The sequence below is a fragment of the Nodularia spumigena CCY9414 genome, from assembly GCF_000340565.2.
GTDB lineage: Bacteria > Cyanobacteriota > Cyanobacteriia > Cyanobacteriales > Nostocaceae > Nodularia > Nodularia spumigena.
Genome location: NZ_CP007203.1, coordinates 4,247,697 through 4,268,552 on the forward strand (window position 1 = coordinate 4,247,697; position 20,856 = coordinate 4,268,552).

The window sequence follows — 20,856 nt, forward strand, 5'->3', positions numbered from 1 at the left end:
TCTGGGGTATCTACAGCTTATGCCCAAAGAGCTTTTCAAACATCCTCTCAGTTCTGACTAAGAATCGCATTAATCATAGTGGCGTTTTGATTGAGATAGGGGGGATTAATCATCTCACGATGAGTGCCATAGGCATAATGATTGATTCGTTGACTTTTTGTAGCTTGTGTCCAGTCATCTTCACAATCATAGTTTTCCTCAGCACGCATCAGATGAATAGTCCCATTAATCTGCAAATTTTTGAGGTCTGAATGCCAGAGAAAATTAAAGTATTCCCAAACTTGATTGTAGGTGCGATCGCGTAACTTTTGGTTATCCATAAAGTAACGTCTCAATTCTTGACGTTTGGGATTTAATAAGAAACTATCAACCCCTTCTTTAATTTCTGACATTTCAGCTTGGGTTGCTTCACGACCTCCTCGATAAGTATCTAGTAAAATTATATCCGAAACCACGCGATCGCGCCTTTCTAATTGTTGAGCTATCAACATTGCCAAAAAACCACCTGCTGAGTGTCCCATCAATTTTATATCTTGATTTGGTGTGAGGTTGTCTATCAATTCTGCATATTTTTCTAAAGTTGCTTCATCGGCAATATATCTAAAAGTGTAGATAGCATAATCTCTTAAATACTCAGCTAAATTTGCATAAGCTGCGGCAAAACCCAAGGCGGGAGGAAACAGGAAAACTGCTTTTTCTCGCTCTTTATGGAAAACTACATAGGGACGTTCCTTTGGTTGGATATTCATCTCTTTGGCATAGATGATATACTCACTCAATTCCCCTACAGTAGGCTTTTCATAAATCATTGATAAAGGAATTTCAATCTCAAGCTCTTGATAAATTAGTGCCATGAGATTCATTGCTTGTAATGAATGACCACCTAAATCAAAGAAGTTGTCATTCACCCCTATTTTTGATATTTGCAAAATTTGTTGCCAAATTTTGACTAAAATACTTTCTGATTGATTCCGTGGGGCTAAATATAGTGATTCGACTAGGGATATTTCATCAGGCTTGGGCAATTTTTTGTAGTCTATCTTGCCATTAGGATTTAAGGGAAAATCTAACAATATTACAAAAGCTGAAGGGATCATGTAACCAGGCAATTTATCCTGTAGAAAACGACGCAGTTCACCAGGATTTAATGACTGGTCTTTCCTCAGTACATAAGCTACCAATTGTTTATTTTCTGCAATATCTTCTCGCAGAATCACAACTGTTTGCCCTACTTGAGGATGAGTGTCTAAAACCGATTCTATTTCTCCTAATTCAATCCGTAAGCCTCGCAGCTTGACTTGATTATCAATGCGACCAAGATATTCAATATTCCCATCTGGTAAATAACGAGCTAAATCCCCACTTTTATATACTCTGCCCTGACCAAAGGGATTATCAATAAATTTTTGGGCAGTTAATTCTGGTTTGTTGAGATAACCTCTAGCTAAAGAGACACCACCAATATACAATTCTCCAGGAATGCCAATGGGAACTGGTTGTAACTGAGAATTGAGGATGTAAATTTGGGTATTAGGAATTGGGCGACCAATGGGAACTATCTGATAATTAGACTGTGGTGTACACTGCCAGAAAGTGGCATCAACTGCTGTTTCAGTTGGCCCGTAGAAATTGTGTAATTCACAGTCCAAGCGCTCAAAAAATTGTTGAGTAAGTTCATAAGATAGTGCTTCTCCACCACAAAATACTCGCTGCAAGCAACGGCAATTTTCTAAATTTGGCTGTTGCAGAAAAACTCGCAACATTGAGGGAACAAAATTGATTTGGGTAACTTGTTGCTGGACAATTAAATTAATTAAGTAATTAGGATCTTTATGACCGTCAGGTTTAGCCACCACTAAAGTAGCCCCAGCTATTAAAGGCCAGAAGATTTCCCAGACTGAAACATCAAAACTGAAGGGAGTTATTTGCACAATGCGTTGGCTTTTGCCAACCCAGGCATCTTTTGCTATCAGTGGGTAAGCATCCATTGTCCGCAATAAATTATTGCAAATACCTTGATGAAGATTCATCACACCCTTTGGCTTGCCTGTGGAGCCAGAGGTATAAATGACATAAGCCAAATTTTCCGATGTCACTTGGCTGACGGTATTCTGCTGGCTATAGTGAGCAATTAGTTGCCAATCACTATCTAAACACAGCACCTCGGCTTGATTTGTTGGTAAAGAGGCTATTAAGGATTGCTGGGTGAGCAATATTGACAGCGCTGCATCTGAGAGCATATAAGCTAAACGGTCGGCTGGATAACTAGGGTCTAAAGGCAGATATGCTCCTCCTGCTTTTAAAATCCCCAATATTCCAATCACCATCTCCAGGGAACGTTCTACAAATATTCCCACTAATACTTCTCGGTTTACACCTTTTGCTTGCAAATAGTGAGCCAACTGATTAGCTCGTTCATTTAACTGTTGGTAGGTCAATGTTTGACCTTCAAATATTACCGCTACTGCTGCGGGGGTAAGTTTTACTTGTGCTTCAAATAGCTGATGGATACATTTATCTTGAGGATATGAAACTGCTGTCTTATTCCATTCTATGAGTAACTGATCACGTTCTTCAGGAGTTAATAAATTAATTTGTGATAATTGGCAATGAGGATTTTTTACTACTTCCTGAATTATTTGTAAAAAATGACCGCTCATTCTGGAGATCGTTTCTTCTCGAAAAATATCTGGTTCATATTCTATGACCAATCTTAAATCATTACTATCTTCAAAGAGACTCCAACTCAAATCAAATTGAGCAGTTCGTGGTGCCAGGGGGTATTCTTGATGCTCAAGTCCGGGAATTTTCATCACTGCTTTGCTTTCTTGACTGAGGAGTGAAAACATCACATCAAATAACGGATTTCGTGATAAATCACGTTCTAAATCGAGGGTAGATACTAATTTATCAAAAGGATAATCACTATATTCATAAGCATCGAGGCAAGTGTTGGTAATTTCTGCCAGTGCTTGTTTAAAAGTTCCCTTTTCTGGGAGTAAACTTCTTAAAGCTAGGGTATTAACATAAAATCCGACTTGGTTTTCTAAGTCTGGATGATTGCGTCCAGAAATCGGGACACCAATGACTAAATCACGCTGTTCTGTATAACGATAGAGTAATATTTTAAATAAAGTTAGTAGAGTGATAAATAGAGTTGTATGATTCTTAGTAGCCAAAGTGCGTAATTGTTCACTCACACTATGACTAAAACGACAAGTATATAAAGCTGCTTGAGAAGATTTAAATTTAGGTCGGGGAAAGTCAGTTGGTAAGTTGAGTATGGGTGGTTGTTCGGTAAAGCGATCGCACCAATAATTATGTTGTTCTAGTACCTCTTCACTTTCTAACAACTTATTTTGCCATGCAGCATAATCCTTATATTGCAATGGTAGTTGAGGTAAGGTAGCAGTTTTTTGTTGGGTATAAGCACAGTATAAGGTTAAAAATTCTTGGAAAAGTATATCGAGCGATCGCGCATCACCAATAATATGGTGTATAGTCAAACAAAACAAAAATTCATCTGACTTAATCTGCATTAACAAAACTCGCATCAGTGATAATTTCTCTAAATCAAAACGCGAGTTTGCTGATTCTTGAATCAAGGTATCCGCTACTACTTCAGCATTCTTTTCTTCTCTTAAATCTCTAAAAAATATTAGTTGCTCTTTAGGTACTTGCTCATGAATAATTTGCTGAATATTTCCTTCCACATTAGTAAAGGTAGTTCGCAAAATTTCGTGGCGGATCACAAGTTCTTGAAAAGCTGCTTCAAATGCCGAAATATCTAAGCAGCCATTTATTCTCATTGCCAGCCTAATATTGTAAGCGCTGGAATATTCATCTATATGGTGCAGAATCCACATCCGCTTTTGAGCATGGGATACTTCATAATATTTTTGTGGTGGTACTGGACTAATAGCGTCCCATCGTTGTAATGTGATCATTTTGCCTGCCGCGATTGAATCAAAACAGCTTGTTCTTCTAAAGTATTATGAGTAAAAATTTCCCGCAATCGTAGCGATATGCCAAAGCGGTTGCGGATCTGCGACACTAAGCGCATCGCTTTTAAACTATTTCCTCCTAGTTCAAAGAATGACTGGCGAATGTCACTCACCTCCACCACCAATAGTTCACCCCAAACAGAAGCTAATAAAGCTTCTTGTTCGCTGAAACTAGTAAATTGACTAGAGGTTTGTGCAGTATTTGCTTCTGGTTTTGGTAGTGCCAAACGATTGATTTTTCCATTGGGTAATAAAGGAAAATATTCTAACCGCATCAAAAAATTTGGTTGCATATAAATCGGCAACACTTGTTTAATTTGTCTTCTGATGTCTTCCTGATTTGCCGTGTCATTTCCTTGATAATATGCAATTACTGTAACCAATTCTTCCTTTTTCTCTGCAACCACCAGCGTTTTTTCTACACCATCTATAGCATAAATTGCATTTTCAATTTCTCCCAATTCAATCCGTACCCCATTCAATTTTATTTGGTTATCACTGCGCCCTACCACTTCCAAACTCATATCCGGTAGTAGTCGTCCCAAATCTCCTGTGCGATAAACTAAATCACTACCGTTATTCAAAGGATTTGGCACAAAAACCAAATTAGTTAATTTTTGATCTTGGTAATAACCTTTAGTCAAATAAGGCGATTTGACAAAGATTTCACCAACTTCTCCCACAGCACAGGGACGAGTGCCATTGATGACCGCAAACGCAGCATCAGACAATGTTTTTCCGGCAGGAACTCTGGCATACGTAATTTTACTTGGGTCAGGAATCCGGTAAAAATGTTTGACAAAAGTTGTCTCACTGGCTCCATAAATATTCACAAATTCTGTTTGTTCACCAAAAACTTTATGCCATTCACAAAGTTCTTTGACGAATAAAGGTTCCCCTCCCAAAACCAAAACTTGTAAGTTTTTTAGTAACTGATCAGCATGAGCTAAATTCTCACCAATCTTTAAAAATAGGCGCATTACCGAAGGGACTGTGTGCAGTAAGTTAATCTGCCATTCTCCCAAGCGCAGTAACAAACCCTCCAAATCTTCGCGGTCTGTGCTGTCAGGAATATACAGAGTTCCTCCAGAACATAAAGTGACGAGAGTTTCCCTGAGATAAGCATCAAAGTTAATTTGAGCAATTTGCAGACAGCGCCAGTTTTGGTTAATCCCAAATTCAATTTTTTCCCAATTTATGAAGTGCCGTAAACTGCCATGACTACCAAGTATGGCTTTAGGTTCACCTGTTGACCCAGAAGTGAACATAATATAATTAGAATCATCAGCATCAGGTAATAATAGAGTTTTTGGATTCTCACTTTCGACTACAGAAAAGCTTTGATAATTCGTTCCATTCCACTCATAGCGCTGCGTAATTTCATTAGCAGTAATCACCAATATATGAGGAGGTTTTGATAATGCTGCTAGTCGGGATTTCACTACATCTAAATACTCTGCGGCTGTCACCACAATCGAGGGAGATGTTTTTAACATCATGCGTGAATAGCGTTCTTCGGGTTCATCCAAACGCAGAGGTAAATAAATTCCCCCAGCTTTGAATACAGCTAGCATTGCTGCCACCTGACGGCGATCGCTTTCTAAAATAACGCCACAAATAGTGTCTTTTTGAGTGCCTAAATCTTGTAAAATATTAGCCCAAGAATTAGTTAGTCTATCCAATTCTCGATAGCTGAATTCTCCCCCAGGATAAATAATTGATGTTTTTTCTGGTGTGGCTTTTACTTGTTCGATAAAGTCATGGATGACTGTGCGTGTTTCTAATCGAGGGATGGGTTTGATAAAGCTTTGAATAAAAGGCGTTTCTGTTGCTGATATCAGAGAAATTGCACAGACTGCCTGACTAGGATTTGCTAACATTTCAGTGAGCAATTTATCCAAATGAATCAAAGCTTTTTTTATCCTATCTGCTTGGAAGATATCTGTGTTGTAAATTAAATCTAACTTCAATTCGTTGTTTTGTTCGACAAAAACAAAAGATAGGTCAAATTGGTAATCTACACTTGGACTCAAGTTTTGCAAAAGCACCAAAACATCGAAGAATGGTGTGCGGTTAATTTCACTGGAAGTTGCCAGTTCTTTGACCAAAAGCTCAAACGGGTAATTTGAATGTTCAAATGCCTCAGTTATAGTTTGACTAACTTGAATGAGCAGATTTTTGTATCCTTGTTCTGGCTCTAATTTGTCACGGATTACAAGTGTATTTGAGGATGCAATCTCTGTACCAATAGTAATATCTTGCTGACCACTATAGCGATAAAGTAATACTTTGACTGCTGCCACAAGTCCCATAAATAAAGTAGTCTCTGTTTGTTGGCAAATCATTTGCAACCCAGAGATAATTTCTGGTGTAAATGTCCAATTCAAACGAGAACCATTGAATGTTTTTACCGGAGGACGATGAAAGTCTGTAGGTAAGTGAACGCGAGGTATTTGTCCATCTTCAAGTTGCTTTCGCCAATAATCTAGATGTTTGTTACTATCTTCACTTGGAAAAATATTACTTTGCCAAACTGCATCAGTATTTAGAGCAATTTGTTGTAAGTGAAACTGGCTAGTTTGAGCATTTGATATTGCAGTTTGGTCTGGTTCTAGAAGATGTAAATTGAATGAATCATAACGTTGCAACGGGTCACTAGCTATTGCCGTTAGGGTGTTAGTGTAATAATTGCCAATGGCGATCGCTTGTTGTTGACACAACTCGCTGGCATTATATTTCAGGGTTAAGTTTATTTGGGATGAGAAGAGGTCCAAACTAAAGTGAACTCCCAGAGTAAAGTTCGTTTTTCCGAGAAATTTACTCTCTAATACTTGTAACCCTGGCAACCCTAAAATACTGTGGTAAACGTGAAAATGGGTAAAGTTAAACGATGTTTCAAATAAAGGCTGACCACCCAAATTCCACTGCAAATCAGCTAGAGGATATCGTCGGAAAGGTAGGGATTCTCGTTCAGCCTTGAATGTTTCCTGCATCAAGTCTATCCAAGTGCCTCCCAAGAGTTGCAACCGCAATGGCAAGGTATTGAGAAAAAGTCCTAATACCCGCTCTCCATCTGCTTCTTCTGACCTACCATTAGATACCAAACCTGTCAGGACATCAGATTGATTAAACAGCACACTTAATACTTTGAGATGTGCCGCTAAAAGCAAACTTTTGAGTGTAACTCCTGCCTGATTTGCGACCTGTTTCAACCCATGAGAAACTGTTAAAGATAAAGTTACTTCATGAGTACCCAATGTCTTTAAGTTTTCTGGTTCAGATGAGCGGTCAGATTGAGACCAACGAGGCAGTTTTGTAATAGTAATATCTTTGAGTTTTTCTAACCAGTGTTGTTGGTACTCTGGGGAATTGAGGGCTGTTTGCTCCAAAGCGACAAAATCCCGGAAGGCAATATTAGGCGGTGGATTAAGAAGTACAATTTCTTCACCCAACAGCGATAAATATCTTTGCAATAACTCAGTAAACAGTAAGCCAACACTCCAGCCATCAAGAATAGCGTGGTGTTCAATCAAAGTTAGCTGAAATGTCTCATCGGTGCGGCGATGAAGATGAAAGCGCAACAGAGGAGGACTATCTAAACGAAAGTGTTGTTGTCTTTGTTCTGTAAACCAAGCATCTAAAACGCTTTCTTGGTCAGTTGCAGATAAATGGCGCAAATCCACTACTTCCAAGGGAACCGGAACTGTGCGCCCAACTAACTGCAATGGTTCACTAAAGTTGCTGACATCAAAGAAAGTCCGCAGTACGGCATGAGTAGCGACAAGTTCCTGTATGGCTATTCGCCATTTTGATTCATTGAAAGCAACTCTGAGATGGAAACTGTTGACGTTGTGATAAACAGCAGAACCAGGACTGTACTCGCTGTGAAACAACATCCCCATCTGGAGTCTGGCCAGAGGATAGGCATCTTCTACATTTTCGGGTAACTTGAGACGGTCTTGTTCACTGATGAGAGCCAAGGGTTTGACTTTCTGGGTGATGCGATTACCAGTCTCTGCCGTTGCCAGGTTTTGTGTCAGTTCGTAAATCGTCTGATGTACGAATATCTGTTGAACTGAGAAGTGCAAACCTCGTTCTTTAGCTAGAGCGAGAACTTGAATGCTGCGGATGGAATCGCCGCCTAAAGCAAAGAAGTTGTCGTGAATACCAACTCGCTCTAGACTCAAAATTTCAGCCCAAATGTCAGCTAGTACCTGCTCTTCTAGAGTCCGAGGTGCGACAAAAGCTTTTTCTAAGTCGGCTCTAGCTGTCTGTGGTGCAGGTAAAGCGCGGCGATCAACTTTGCCGTTGGATGTGAGCGGTAATGCCTCCAGCGTCACAAAGGCAGAGGGAATCATGTAGTCGGGAAGAGACTGTTTGAGGAAACCACGTAGTTGCGGCACTAGCTGGCGAGTTAATTTCCCCTGCAAAGGGTTATTTGCATATTGACTCCAGGGTTTTAGCTGGGATGCTTCTTGAAGTACGGGTGGTATCTGATGAGATATCAAACCTGAGCGCCCAAACATTACATCGTAGCAACCATTGGCTCCAGCATCTGACCAGCTGATGTCAATGGTATAAGGTAACTCATCGCCCAAACTCCAAAAATCTTCCGGTTCGATGCCAATTTCCTCCAAACCTTGGAGTAGACCGCCTACTGTCGCTGGTTTCTCATCCCTTGCTACTAGTTCTAATAGCTTGACTTGTTTCCAAATACGTGCATTGGGGACGTTTTTAATGGTAAGAATCTCTGGCTTTGTCTCAATTAAAAGTTGGCGAATTGAGGCTAATGTCAACTGATCCTGCTGCCAATCCAAATCCTGAGACTCAATTGGGGGAACTACCTCTGTTTCGATATGGAGAATTACATCGTAGCGGAAGCGTGTTAGCTCGTTGCGATCGCGTCCTCGTTTCAGCTGAATTTGCACCCGGCGAATTTGCGGTAGATGCTGCATCAGGGCAGTAAAAAAGGCCGGGTCAATTACCAATTCCTGGTCTTCTTGCAGATTTTTCTGCACGCGTTGCCACCAATCTGCTGTGGGTAGGTCGTGGGATGACTGATGCAGCACGATATCTGCATGAAAAGCTGGCAGTAGCGGTAAACTACGCACATCCCCCACAAAAATCCAGCCCCCTGGTGCCACCATCTCCACCGCACCTTCTAAGACACTTACCAAATAATCAATGCTGGGGAAATACTGGACAACTGAGTTGATGATCACTGCATCGAATGTTTTTGGCTCAAAACCCTGGAGGTTGTGGGCTGGTTGGTTGTAAAGTTGCACCTGTGACCAAGCACTACCAACTTTTTGCATTTGAGTCTCAACATAACGAATCGCAGTGTCGGAAATATCAGTGCCACAGTAACGTAAGCATTGGGGAGCAATCCTAAACAACAGCATCCCCGTACCGCTACCAATTTCCAGCACTCGCTCAGGCTGCAAAGCCAGAATCCGCTCAACTGTGGAATTTAACCATTGACCCATCTGTTCTTGAGCAATGGGTAAACCGGTGTAGCTGTCGTTCCAGCCGATAATATTGAAGGTCGAGTCTGAAGTAGCAGCATTTTGGCTATAGGTATCATTAAATACTTGTTGCCATTGGGATATCTGCTCGCTCAGGGATTGGTTCTCGGATGCTGGATTGGAAGATTTGGCAACTATATAAGCTACTAAGCGCTTGTCTCCTGGTTGGTCAGTGCGAGCCATTACCACAGCTTCCTGCACCTCTGGGTATTTTAGTAGAGCAGCTTCAATTTCTCCAAGTTCGATGCGAAAACCGCGAATCTTAACTTGATTATCGATGCGATCGAGGTATTCAATATCTCCATTTTCCAAATAGCGGGCTAAGTCGCCAGTTTTATACAGCCTTGCTTCTGGTGCATCACTAAATGGATTGGGAATAAAACGCTCTGCTGTCAATTCCGGGCGATTGAGATAGCCACGAGCCAACCCTGCACCACCAATATACATCTCCCCCTTGATGCCGATAGGTAGAGGTTTTAGCTGTTCATCCAGGATATACAATTGCAAATCGGGAATGGGGACACCAATCAAGCTCTTGCTATTGTTAACATCTGCTATGCTCAGTGGTCGATAGGTAACATGGACGGTTGTTTCTGTAATGCCGTACATATTTACCAATTGGGGAGACTGGTCTTTGTATCCCTCAAACCACGGCTGCAAGCTTTGCGGCTCCAAAGCTTCGCCACCAAATATCACTAGGCGTAAGCTGAGTTGCGATTCCCCTGTTTTTGCTAGTTCTTCTACGCGGATTAGTTGGCGAAAAGCGGATGGCGTTTGGTTGAGAACCGTAACTTGCTCTTGGCGCAGCAAAGTGTGGAACGCTGAGGGATCGCGGCTTACCCAGTAGGGTACAATTACCAAACTTCCACCATATAGCAAGGCACCCCACAGTTCCCAAACGGAAAAATCGAAGGCAATTGAGTGAAATAGTGTAAACACATCACTTGCACCAAAGTGATACCAAGCTTGAGTGGCAGCAAATAAACGGATCACGTTTTGGTGGTTGATTAACACTCCCTTGGGTTTACCTGTAGACCCAGAAGTATAAATCACATAAGCTAAGTTCTGAGGTTGGGCATGACTAACTATATTTTCTTGGCTGCAAGCAGCAATTACCCCCCAGTCTCTATCCAAACACATTACTATTGCCTGATTCTCTGGTAAAGATGGCAATAGAGATTTCTGAGTCAACAATATTGGTACTGCTGCATCTTGAAGTGTGTAAGTTAAACGTTCGGCTGGATAGCTGGGGTCTAATGGCACATAAGCTCCCCCTGCTTTGAGAATTCCCAATATTCCCACTACCATTTCCAGGGAACGGTCTACGCAAATACCTACCAGTACTTCTGGTTTGACACCTTTTGTTTGCAAGTAGTGCGCCAACTGATTGGCTTGCTCATTGAGATGTCGATATGTCAATTGCTGATTTTCAAATACCAGTGCTATCGCATCGGGACTGCGCTCTACTTGCTCTTCAAATAACTCATGGAGGCATTTGTTTTGGGGATATTGAATTTCTGTTTTATTCCATTCTTTTAGTAACTGATCATGTTCTTTTCTTGTGAGGATGTCAATTCCTGACAATTCACTGTCAGGATTTGCTGTTACTACTTCCAGGATTTGCTGAAAATGTCCCAGCATTCTTTTGACAAAATCTGGATGAAAAACATTTTTAGGGAAAGTTACAGCAACAGAAGTATCTTGAGCATCAATTTCCCAAACTAATTGAAAGTTGTTTAACAAAGAACTGTGGGTGCAAAATCCCTCTTGTAACACAGCAATATCAAAAATTGCTGCGGGATTTCCGTCTCTGGCCAGAAAGGTTTCTATCAAAGCGTCAACATCATAACTTTGATAGCGGTATCCCTCTTGGAGATGACTGCGGGTTATTTTGAGTAAATCTTTAAATGTGGTGAATTTTTGCGCGTTAAATCGACAGAAGATCAGGCTATCAGATTTGTCTTGGTTTAAAGCTCCGGTCGCTACAACAAATTCTTCTTGAACCGTATATTTAAATATTAAAACTTGAATAACTGAAAGATATAAAGCTAGCTTATTAGCCGGCTGCTTGGCAGTTAAGCTGTATATTTGACCACGTAACTTTTCAGAGATAACAGCAATTATTTGCTCTTTATGTTCTATTTGATTTTGACTTACATGATTAAATAACGGTGTAACTGGCTGGATTTCTCGAAGTTGCCGAATTTGGTAATCAATGGCAACCAAATTTGCTTCCATAACTTCCATAAGCTATTAATATATATTAGTGTTGGGGTGATTAATTTTGTTCATTTTTCGATTATACTACTGTTTGACTCTCAGGTATTTATCGCTTCACCAAAATACTATAGAACCCATAGCGATCGCTAAAACAAAATTCTTTTAACTATCTGTTTGCACAAATAGAAGATTATCCTAATTTTTTCGTTAATTTGTCCGGATTAGCACATCTTAACAATCATTGACAAAAAGATGATTTTGTCGATTATTTGTACCGTAACCGTTTACCGCTATATCAACCCAATTTTACTTCTGGGATTGTGAAGATGCCACAGGGTAATTATGATTAGCATCACAATTATTTTTTCTGACAATAGGCCGAAAGAAGGTAAGTAACTACAATACATAAAGCACTGGTTATGTCAATAGCATTTGAGATGAGCTTGCCTTGGTTAAGTTGTGGGATGATTTGTTGCCTTTAAACAGTTGCAATTACCAGAATTATACAAAATAACTTTACACCATAAGAGTTTGGGAAACAATAACTCATCAAAAAAACTTGCGTTTATTTTTTACGCTCTCCATGACGGTAACAGCCGGAATGCTGATATAAATAGAATTTTATACATTTAATTTAGTTGTAAATTTTTTTTTGCATCGGGGTCACTGGCTGTCTCATTGGTATTGTTTGCAGGTAAACTGAAAAATATTTACCAGTAGCCATTCCTCCGTGATCGTAAAATTGCCTCACCTCCCCCTAAAATGGCATTTTGCTGGTGGTGTCAAAGCAATAATTGTGAAATGGGAGCAAAATTTTCGTATCCATGGCGACACACAATTAGTTATTCGTCAATCTTGGTATATTGGTTTACTCCGTCCGTAGAAACACTTGTACAAGCCAACCACCCCCGGCATGAATGACTCACCGTCAAAGCCGCATCCACAATACCTATTTTTGTAGAGAATCTAGCGATTTTGTGAGGATCGCACCCGATATGACAAAATTAAGTTGATTCCATATTCAAATTATGCTAAGATACCAAATAATTCTACACGAAAAACAAAATTGACAATACTACAGGGTAAACTTAATGAGATAAATAGATTCATATTTATAATTATTTAGTCAATTAATCATCTATCAATTACAATTGTCAAAATAAAATCTATGCCTAGTCCTCAGACCAACAAACTCATCGAAACTCCGTTAGATGAACCGTTTTTAGGGGATCATAATCAAGCAGAAGCCTTGAAAAAATCCCTTATTTTTGGTGGAGAAATAGAAGATAGTTTCAGAACTCTACCAGAAGTTTTGGTTGATGCTGCTTGCCATGAAAGCAAAGGGATTACATATATAAAAAACGATGAAATTGAATATTTTCAAACCTATAAAGATTTATATCACGAAGCTTTAACCATTTTACATGGGCTGGCTCACCACGGAATAAAGTTTGGAGATAAAGTTATCTTCCAAATTGGCCGAAATCAAGATTTTATCCCCGCACTTTGGGCTTGCTTTTTAGGTGGAATTATCCCTGCACCTCTGAGCGTTGCTCCTAATTATGATCCAGAAAACGCCGCAGTTAAAAAACTTTATAATGTCTGGCAGATTTTAGAACAGCCGATAATTTTATCAGATTGTGAATTAATTGGCGAAATCGAAAAATTAGCGAATCAACCTCATCTAGAAGGCTTGCGAGTCTTATCAATAGATGAGCTAAGAAGTAATCAATCACACCCAGAGTCGGCTGTAATTCCGCAGTTGACACCACAAGAGCCAGCGTTGTTACTATTTACATCTGGTAGCACAGGTCTTCCCAAGGGAGTCATGCTGCATCACCGCAATCTTCTGTCTATGTCCGCCGGTACAGTGCGGATGAATAATTTTACACAAGCAGAAGTAACGCTGAATTGGATGCCCTTAGACCATGTGGGGGCAATAGTATTTTTAGGAATTATGGCTGTGGATTTGGCTTGCAATCAAATCCATGTACCAATTGAATTGATTTTGCGGCAACCCCTCAAATGGTTAGATTTAATTCAAAAGCATCAAGTTACTATCTCTTGGTCTCCCAATTTTGCATTTTCCTTAATTAATCAACAGTCCGAAGAACTGAAGCGGTGTTGTTACAACCTCTCCTCAATGAAGTTTTTAGTGAATGCAGGAGAGCAAGTTTCGGCTAAAACTATTCGCTTATTCTTAGAGCTTTTAGCAAAACATCAACTGCAAGATGGAGTAATTAAACCAGCATTTGGCATGACTGAATCTTGTTCTGGGATTACTTGGTCAGCAGGTTTAAGCAAAGATGAACTCCAGCAAGAGAATAGTTTTATCTCTCTGGGTAAACCTATTCCTGGGGCTACTATTCGGATTATTGACCAAGAAAATCATGTTTTACCAGAAAACGAAATTGGTAGACTTCAGATCAAAGGGTGTTCTGTTACTGAAGGATATTATCATAACCCTGAACTCAACCAAGAAGTTTTTCAGGATGGCGGTTGGTTTACTACGGGAGATTTGGGCTATCTCCACAATGGTGAGTTATTTATTACTGGTCGAGAAAAACAAGAAATTATTATTAACGGGATTAATTACTTTGCCCATGAAATTGAAACAACTATAGAAGAATTAGATGGTGTAGCTATTTCTTATACGGCTGCCTTTGCAGTTTTCGACCAAACTAGAGAAGTAGATTTATTAGTTATAACTTTTAGCCCAGAATCAAATAATGTTGAGGAGTGGGTAAAACTCGTTAGAGAGATTCGCAGCCATTTAACTCAAAAACTAGGAATTGCGCCAAGTTACGTGATTCCTTTAGAGGCGGCATTAGTTCCGAAAACATCGATTGGTAAAGTTCAAAAAGCTAAATTAAAAAAAGACTTTGAGCAGGGATTATTTACAACTCGTATCCAAGAAATTAATGAGTATTTGGTGAAAGAGAGGAATAAAACCCAAAGCTTACCACAGTCGGAAAATGAACGCCAAATCGCAGCAGTTTGGTGTGAAGTATTGCAGCTTTCTTCAGTAGGTCTACATGATAATTTCTTTGAATTGGGAGGGCATTCTCTCTATTTAATTCGTGTCCAAAACCTGCTGGAAAAACTTTTTGAGCGCCAGCTACCTCTAGCTGAGATGTTTAAAAATTCTACGGTGGCGACATTAGCCAATTTCTTAACTGAACCATCAAATTCAACAAAAGCTACAGAACAAAAAAGTCGCCAGCGTGCCGAAAACCGTTCGCGTCGCAGTCATGAAACTCATGATATTGCCATTATTGGCATGGCTGGGCGATTTCCTGGAGCTAATAATCTGCAAACTTTTTGGGAAAATCTCAAAAATGGAGTCGAAACAATATCCTTGTTTTCTGAGGCAGAATTATTAGCATCGGGTGTTTCTCCTGAACTGTTCAATCAGCCTAACTACGTCAAAGCTAGACCGATTATCGATCAAGCTGAGTATTTTGATAGTGAATTTTTTGGCTACACAGACCGGGAAGCCGAATTGCTCGACCCTCAGCAACGTTTATTGCTGCAATCTAGTTGGGAATGTTTAGAAAACGCTGGCTACAATTCTAACTCATACCAGGGTGCGATCGCGATGTTTGCTGGGGCAAGCATGAACACTTATTTTATCAATAACTGTTATCCCCATCGCGGTCAATTAGATAGCACTGACGAACTGCAACCCTTCACATTAGATTCGATGGGAGGGTTCCAAACGATGGTGGCTAACGACAAAGACTATTTGACGATGCGGATTTCCTATAAACTAAATCTGCGTGGCCCCAGTGTCAATGTCCAAACAGCCTGTTCCACCGGTTTAGCAGTTGTGCATCTGGCCTGTCAGAGTCTGTTGAGTGGAGAAAGTGACATGGCTTTAGCTGGTGCTGCTTCTGTTCACTCTCCTCAAAAAATTGGTTATTTATATCAAGAAGGTGCGATTATTTCTCCAGATGGGCATTGTCGCGCTTTTGATGCCCAAGCAAGTGGGACTATTTTTGGTAGTGGCATCGGGGTGGTTCTGCTCAAGAGACTAAAAGATGCTTTAGTCGATAACGATCATATCTATGCTGTGATTAAAGGATCTGCCCTCAATAATGATGGTGGCACAAAATTGGGATTCGCAGCACCTGGAGGAGAAGGTCAGACTTCAGTAGCAATGGAAGCCTTAGCCTTTGCAGGAGTTGAGGCTGATACTATCGGCTTTGTAGAAGCTCATGGTACAGGTACTAAACTCGGAGACCCCATAGAAGTTGATGCGCTGGCTAAAGCATATAGCGCTGCTCAACCGGGAGACTGTGCTTTGGGGTCTGTGAAGACAAATATCGGCCATATACAAATTGCTTCTGGTATTGTTGGTTTGATTAAAACGGCTCTGGCTCTCAAACATCAAGTTATTCCCCCAACTTTACATTTCAATACTCCTAACCCCCAAATTGATTTTTCCCAGACTCCTTTTTATGTCAATACCGAAGCCATACCTTGGACTGCAAAACAACGAGAAGGCAAAGAATTGCCTCGACGCGCCGGGGTGAACTCTTTAGGAATTGGTGGTGTGAATGTTCATGTCGTGTTAGAAGAAGCTCCTGCTATTATTCCCCAGCCCAATGCAATTCAGCGCCCCCACCATTTACTCAAACTTTCTGCCAGAACAGAACAGGCTTTAATAGATTTAGCCAAAAGCTATGGAGAATTTCTCGAAAATCATCCCGAAAGCGATATCTCAAATGTAGTATTTACAGCCAATACTAGCCGAGTGCAATTTTCACATCGTTTGGCGGTAACTGGTGATCAAATTAGTGATTTTGTGACAAAATTGCGTCAGTTTGTCCAACAAGATGTAGAGTCAGTAATTCAGGGTCAAGTTGATGCCAAGAAGCCTCCCAAAATTGCCTTTTTATTCACAGGACAAGGTTCTCAATATCTGGGAATGGCGGCACAACTTTATCAAAGCCAGCCAACTTTCCGGCAAACTTTAGACAAATGTGAAACCATATATCAAGAACTAACTGGGAAATCTTTACTGCAAGTCATATTTGCTAATTCTGATGCGGCTTTAAACCATACATCTCATACACAACCAGCTTTATTTGTTGTCGAAGTAGCACTAGCTCAATTGTGGCGTTCTTGGGGAATTCAACCTACTGCGGTTTTGGGACATAGCTTGGGTGAATATGCTGCGGCTTGTTTTGCGGGAATTTTTGATATTGAGACTGGTTTAAAACTCGTTACAAAACGCGCCCACCTGATTGGTGAATTACCAGCAGAACAGGGAGGGATGGCTGCTATTTTTGTGAGTGAAAATTCTATTCTTCAAGTATGCCAGAGTCTAGGAATAAAAGTAGCGATGCCTGCGGCGGGCGTAGCCATCGCAGCGATAAATGCAGCAGAACATACAGTAATTTCCGGCGAAAAACCCATCATTCAAGACATTTGTCAACACTTTACCAACGCAGGAGTTAAAGTTCGACAATTAAAGGTTTCTCATGCTTTTCACTCCCCATTAATAGCACCTGTATGCGAAGAATTTAAAAATACTCTCCAGGAAATTGACTTCGCTAAACCCCAAATTCCCATCATCTCTAACTTGACGGGAGAAGTTGCTGATGACAGCATTGTTACTCCTGAGTATTGGATTCAGCATTTGTTGCACACTGTGCAGTTTCACCAAGGAGTTTTATCTCTGCAATCTTTAGGGTGTGATACTTTTATCGAAATTGGCCCCCAACCTGTTCTACTCGGAATTGTCGCTACATCGATATCTGAGCCGCTAATTTTACCAAGTCTCCGCTCAGGAATTTCTGATTGGGAGGTTTTATTACAAAGTCTTGGCAAGCTTTATGTTCGTGGCGCAGAGATAGATTGGTTTGGTGTTGAGCAAGATTATCAATCGAGAAGATGTCCTTTACCAACCTATCCTTTTCAGCAACGCCGACATTGGATGTCTTTAAAGACTCAATTGCCAACTGCTTCAGAGGAATCTGCTGTTGTGAAGATGCTGTCTCAAAATGATCCCAAAAGTTTGATGCAGGCTCTACTAGAAACTGGCAATTATTCGGAAGGGGAAAAACAAACTTTATCAACAATTGTTCAACAATTAATTAAGTTACATCATCAAGACACAGATAATTTTACTTTTAATAACTTACTTTACCAGGTTGAATGGTTGCCTTATGCTTTATCAACTAGAAAGTTACAGAATCTAGAAAAACTGCAAACTGATTTAGATTCTTATTTAGGAAAACAAATAAAATCTGCACAAATTACCGGAGTTGCTCTCGCTTTTAGTGAGATGGAAAAACTCAGTGTAGACTTTATTGTTAAAGCCTTAAAAGATTTGGGATTATGGCAAATAAATACTATTCTCTCTCCTGAAAACAGTTTTATTCAGGCTGGAATTAAAGAGGAGCATAAATTGCTATGGAATCATTGCTTGAAGATATTGGGAGAAACAGGGATTATAGAAAAGCATGGGAATGACTGGAAAATTATCAGTGAATCGCCACAAGCTCACCCTGATTTAACAGTAGATGATTTGATTTCTCAGTACCCAAATGCGCTTGTAGAACTGACACTATTTAGGCGCGTCGCTGCTAATTTAGCCGACATACTCACAGGCAAAATTGCTCCTTTATCAATTTTATTTCCCCAAGATGGGCAAATTGGAGCCGCGCAGTTTTATAAAGAAACATCTTGGGCAAAAGTTCTGAATCTGGGGATTTCTCAAACAGTTGAGCTTTTATTATCAAATTATGCTCCATTAGAACCAATCCGCATTTTAGAAATTGGTGCGGGAACTGGAGGAACTACCCATCAAGTCCTGAAAGCTTGTGCCTCTCACCAAATTTCCTACACGTTTAGCGATATTTCCCCATTCTTCTTGGAAACTGCTAAAGATACTTTTGCTCAGTTTTATTGCATAGATTACAAGGTTCTGGATATAGAAAAAGACCCGGAACTGCAAAGTTTTTTACCCAGTTCTTATGATTTGATTATTGCGGCAAATGTATTACATTCTACGCGGGATTTACAAGGAGAAACTTTACCCCACATTCGAGGTTTACTGCGTCCTGGAGGACATTTATTACTCCTAGAACTAACTCATCAGTCGCGGTGGATTGATTTGATATTTGGTGTGGCTCAAGGGTGGTGGCGGTTTAGCGAAGCCAACTTACGACCAGACCATCCGATAATTACAGCATCTACTTGGAAATCTATCCTTTTAGAATCTGGCTTTGCTCAAGCTGAATTTGTTTCTCCTGACGCAGAAATTGGTAGTCCTTTATTTCAGCAAAGTATCATTGTTGCTCAAAATACAGAGAATGATCTTTCGGGAGACTGGTTAATTGTTACAGATAATCAGCAAAATCTGCCCTTAGCAATACAAGCGCACCTGATTAAAGATCATAGCTCTTGTGCGATCGCTTCTCCAGAAAATAGCTCTGAACTAGAAACATGGCTGGCTAATTCTCCATCTCCTCGTGGGATAATTTATCTAGTTAGCGACCGCCACCATCAACCTGAGTCAATTTTATGCGATCGCTGTAGTTATTTGCTCAATCTTCTCCAAGCCATTCAAAAAATCCCAAATCCTCCCAAATTATTCCTCGTCACCGCAGGCGGACAGCCATTTGGACTAGAAAAGCCATCTTTTCTCACTCAGTCTCCCCTTTGGGCATTGGGACGCGTGATAGCGCTGGAAGAACCAGAATTATGGGGGGGAATGATTGACCTTGACCCCAACGCCGATATGGCTCAAAATCTTGCGGCTTTACTTCCAGCCTTAACAAACTCTGCCAGAGAGGATCATCTTCTCTTCCGCAACGAGCAAGCCTATGTTGCGCGTCTGGTTCCACAGGAATCTTTACCTCCAAAACCAGTAACTATCCAAGCCCAGGCCACCTATTTGATTACAGGAGGTATTGGTCATCTAGGGTTGGAACTTGCTCGCCATCTGGTTGATTTAGGAGCAAAAAACCTGATTTTGACTACACGTCGTCAATTTCCGCCCCGAACTGAGTGGGGATCACAAGTAGAATTTTCAGCAATTATTCAAACTCTGATCACTTTAGAAGCTCATGGCGCATATGTGGAAATTTGTCAAGCAGATGTAGGAGATTTTCAGCAGATGTCTGACATCTTTGAAAATATCCAAAAAACATCCTCTCCCCTACGGGGTATTTTCCATCTGGCGGGAGTGTCAGGAAGGAAAGCACGATTGAGCGAATGTACATTCGATGATATTGAAGATGTTTTTCAAGCCAAAGTTCGGGGTTCCTGGAATTTACACCAGTTATCTTTAAAGACGGAATTGGACTACTTGGTATTTTTCTCTTCCGCCGGGGCAATTTGGGGAGCTAAGGAACAAGGTTTATATGATGCTGCTAGTCATTTCATGGATGCTTTGGCTCATTTACGTAGTCGGCAAGGATTACCAGCTACTAGTTTAAATTGGGCTTTATTGGCTGGAAATGGCATAGTATCTCCAGAATATGAAGATTGGCTCAAACAAATTGGCATGAAAGAAATTGCTTTAGAACCAGCTTTTCGAGCCATGAATGCTATTATGGCATCTGGCAAAACCCAAGTTTTATTGGCTGATGTAGATTGGGTAAGGTTCAAAAATATCTATCAATTTCACGGAAATAAACCTCTTTTAGAGCAATTGGGAGAACTGCCAATCCCAGTTAAATCTGAGAAAGCATCAAGCTCATCACGGCGTTTTATAGAAGAGCAGCCGCCAGGAGAACGGCGGGAACATTTGTTTGCATATATTGGCAAACAAGTTGCTACTATTTTAGGAATTAAGCAGATGCCTGACCCGGATCAAGGATTTTTAGCAATGGGGATTGATTCTTTACTTTCTATTGAGTTGAAAAATCGGTTAGAAAAAGGTTTGGAAGTTTCTTTACCTGCTTCTTTGATCTTTGATTTTCCTAATATTACCAGATTGGTTGATTATCTAGTAGAACAGGTTTTTGGTTGGGGGGTTAATGCAGTTGTAGAGGCTGCTCCAATTCAGCAGGAGGTTAATGAGGATTTGATTTTGCAGGAACTGGCGGATTTGGAGGCTTTTCTGGGTAATTATTGATATTTTTAGCTCAGGT

Annotated in this window: 3 protein-coding genes; 1 reads left to right on the forward strand and 2 read right to left on the reverse strand. The window is 40.4% G+C overall.

Going from position 1 to position 20,856, the window contains the following annotated elements; genetic code table 11:
• Window positions 1-47: 47 nt before the first annotated feature.
• Together NSP_RS18565 and NSP_RS27050 are read right to left on the reverse strand one after the other, a co-directional pair.
• Entirely contained in the window at window positions 48-3,947 is a 3,900-nt protein-coding gene (locus NSP_RS18565; RefSeq protein ID WP_017804327.1) for a non-ribosomal peptide synthetase, read from the reverse strand.
• Complete coding sequence (locus NSP_RS27050) at window positions 3,944-11,776, reverse strand: non-ribosomal peptide synthetase (RefSeq protein WP_082209974.1); 7,833 nt, start codon at window positions 11,774-11,776, stop codon at window positions 3,944-3,946. The genes NSP_RS18565 and NSP_RS27050 overlap by 4 nt, the downstream gene beginning before the upstream one ends.
• Window positions 11,777-12,917: 1,141 nt before the next feature.
• On the opposite strand from NSP_RS27050, the gene NSP_RS18580 reads away from it, so the two are divergent.
• Window positions 12,918-20,840 (forward strand): type I polyketide synthase, encoded by a 7,923-nt coding sequence (locus NSP_RS18580; protein ID WP_006195950.1) that lies wholly within the window; start codon window positions 12,918-12,920, stop codon window positions 20,838-20,840.
• Window positions 20,841-20,856 lie beyond the last annotated feature (16 nt).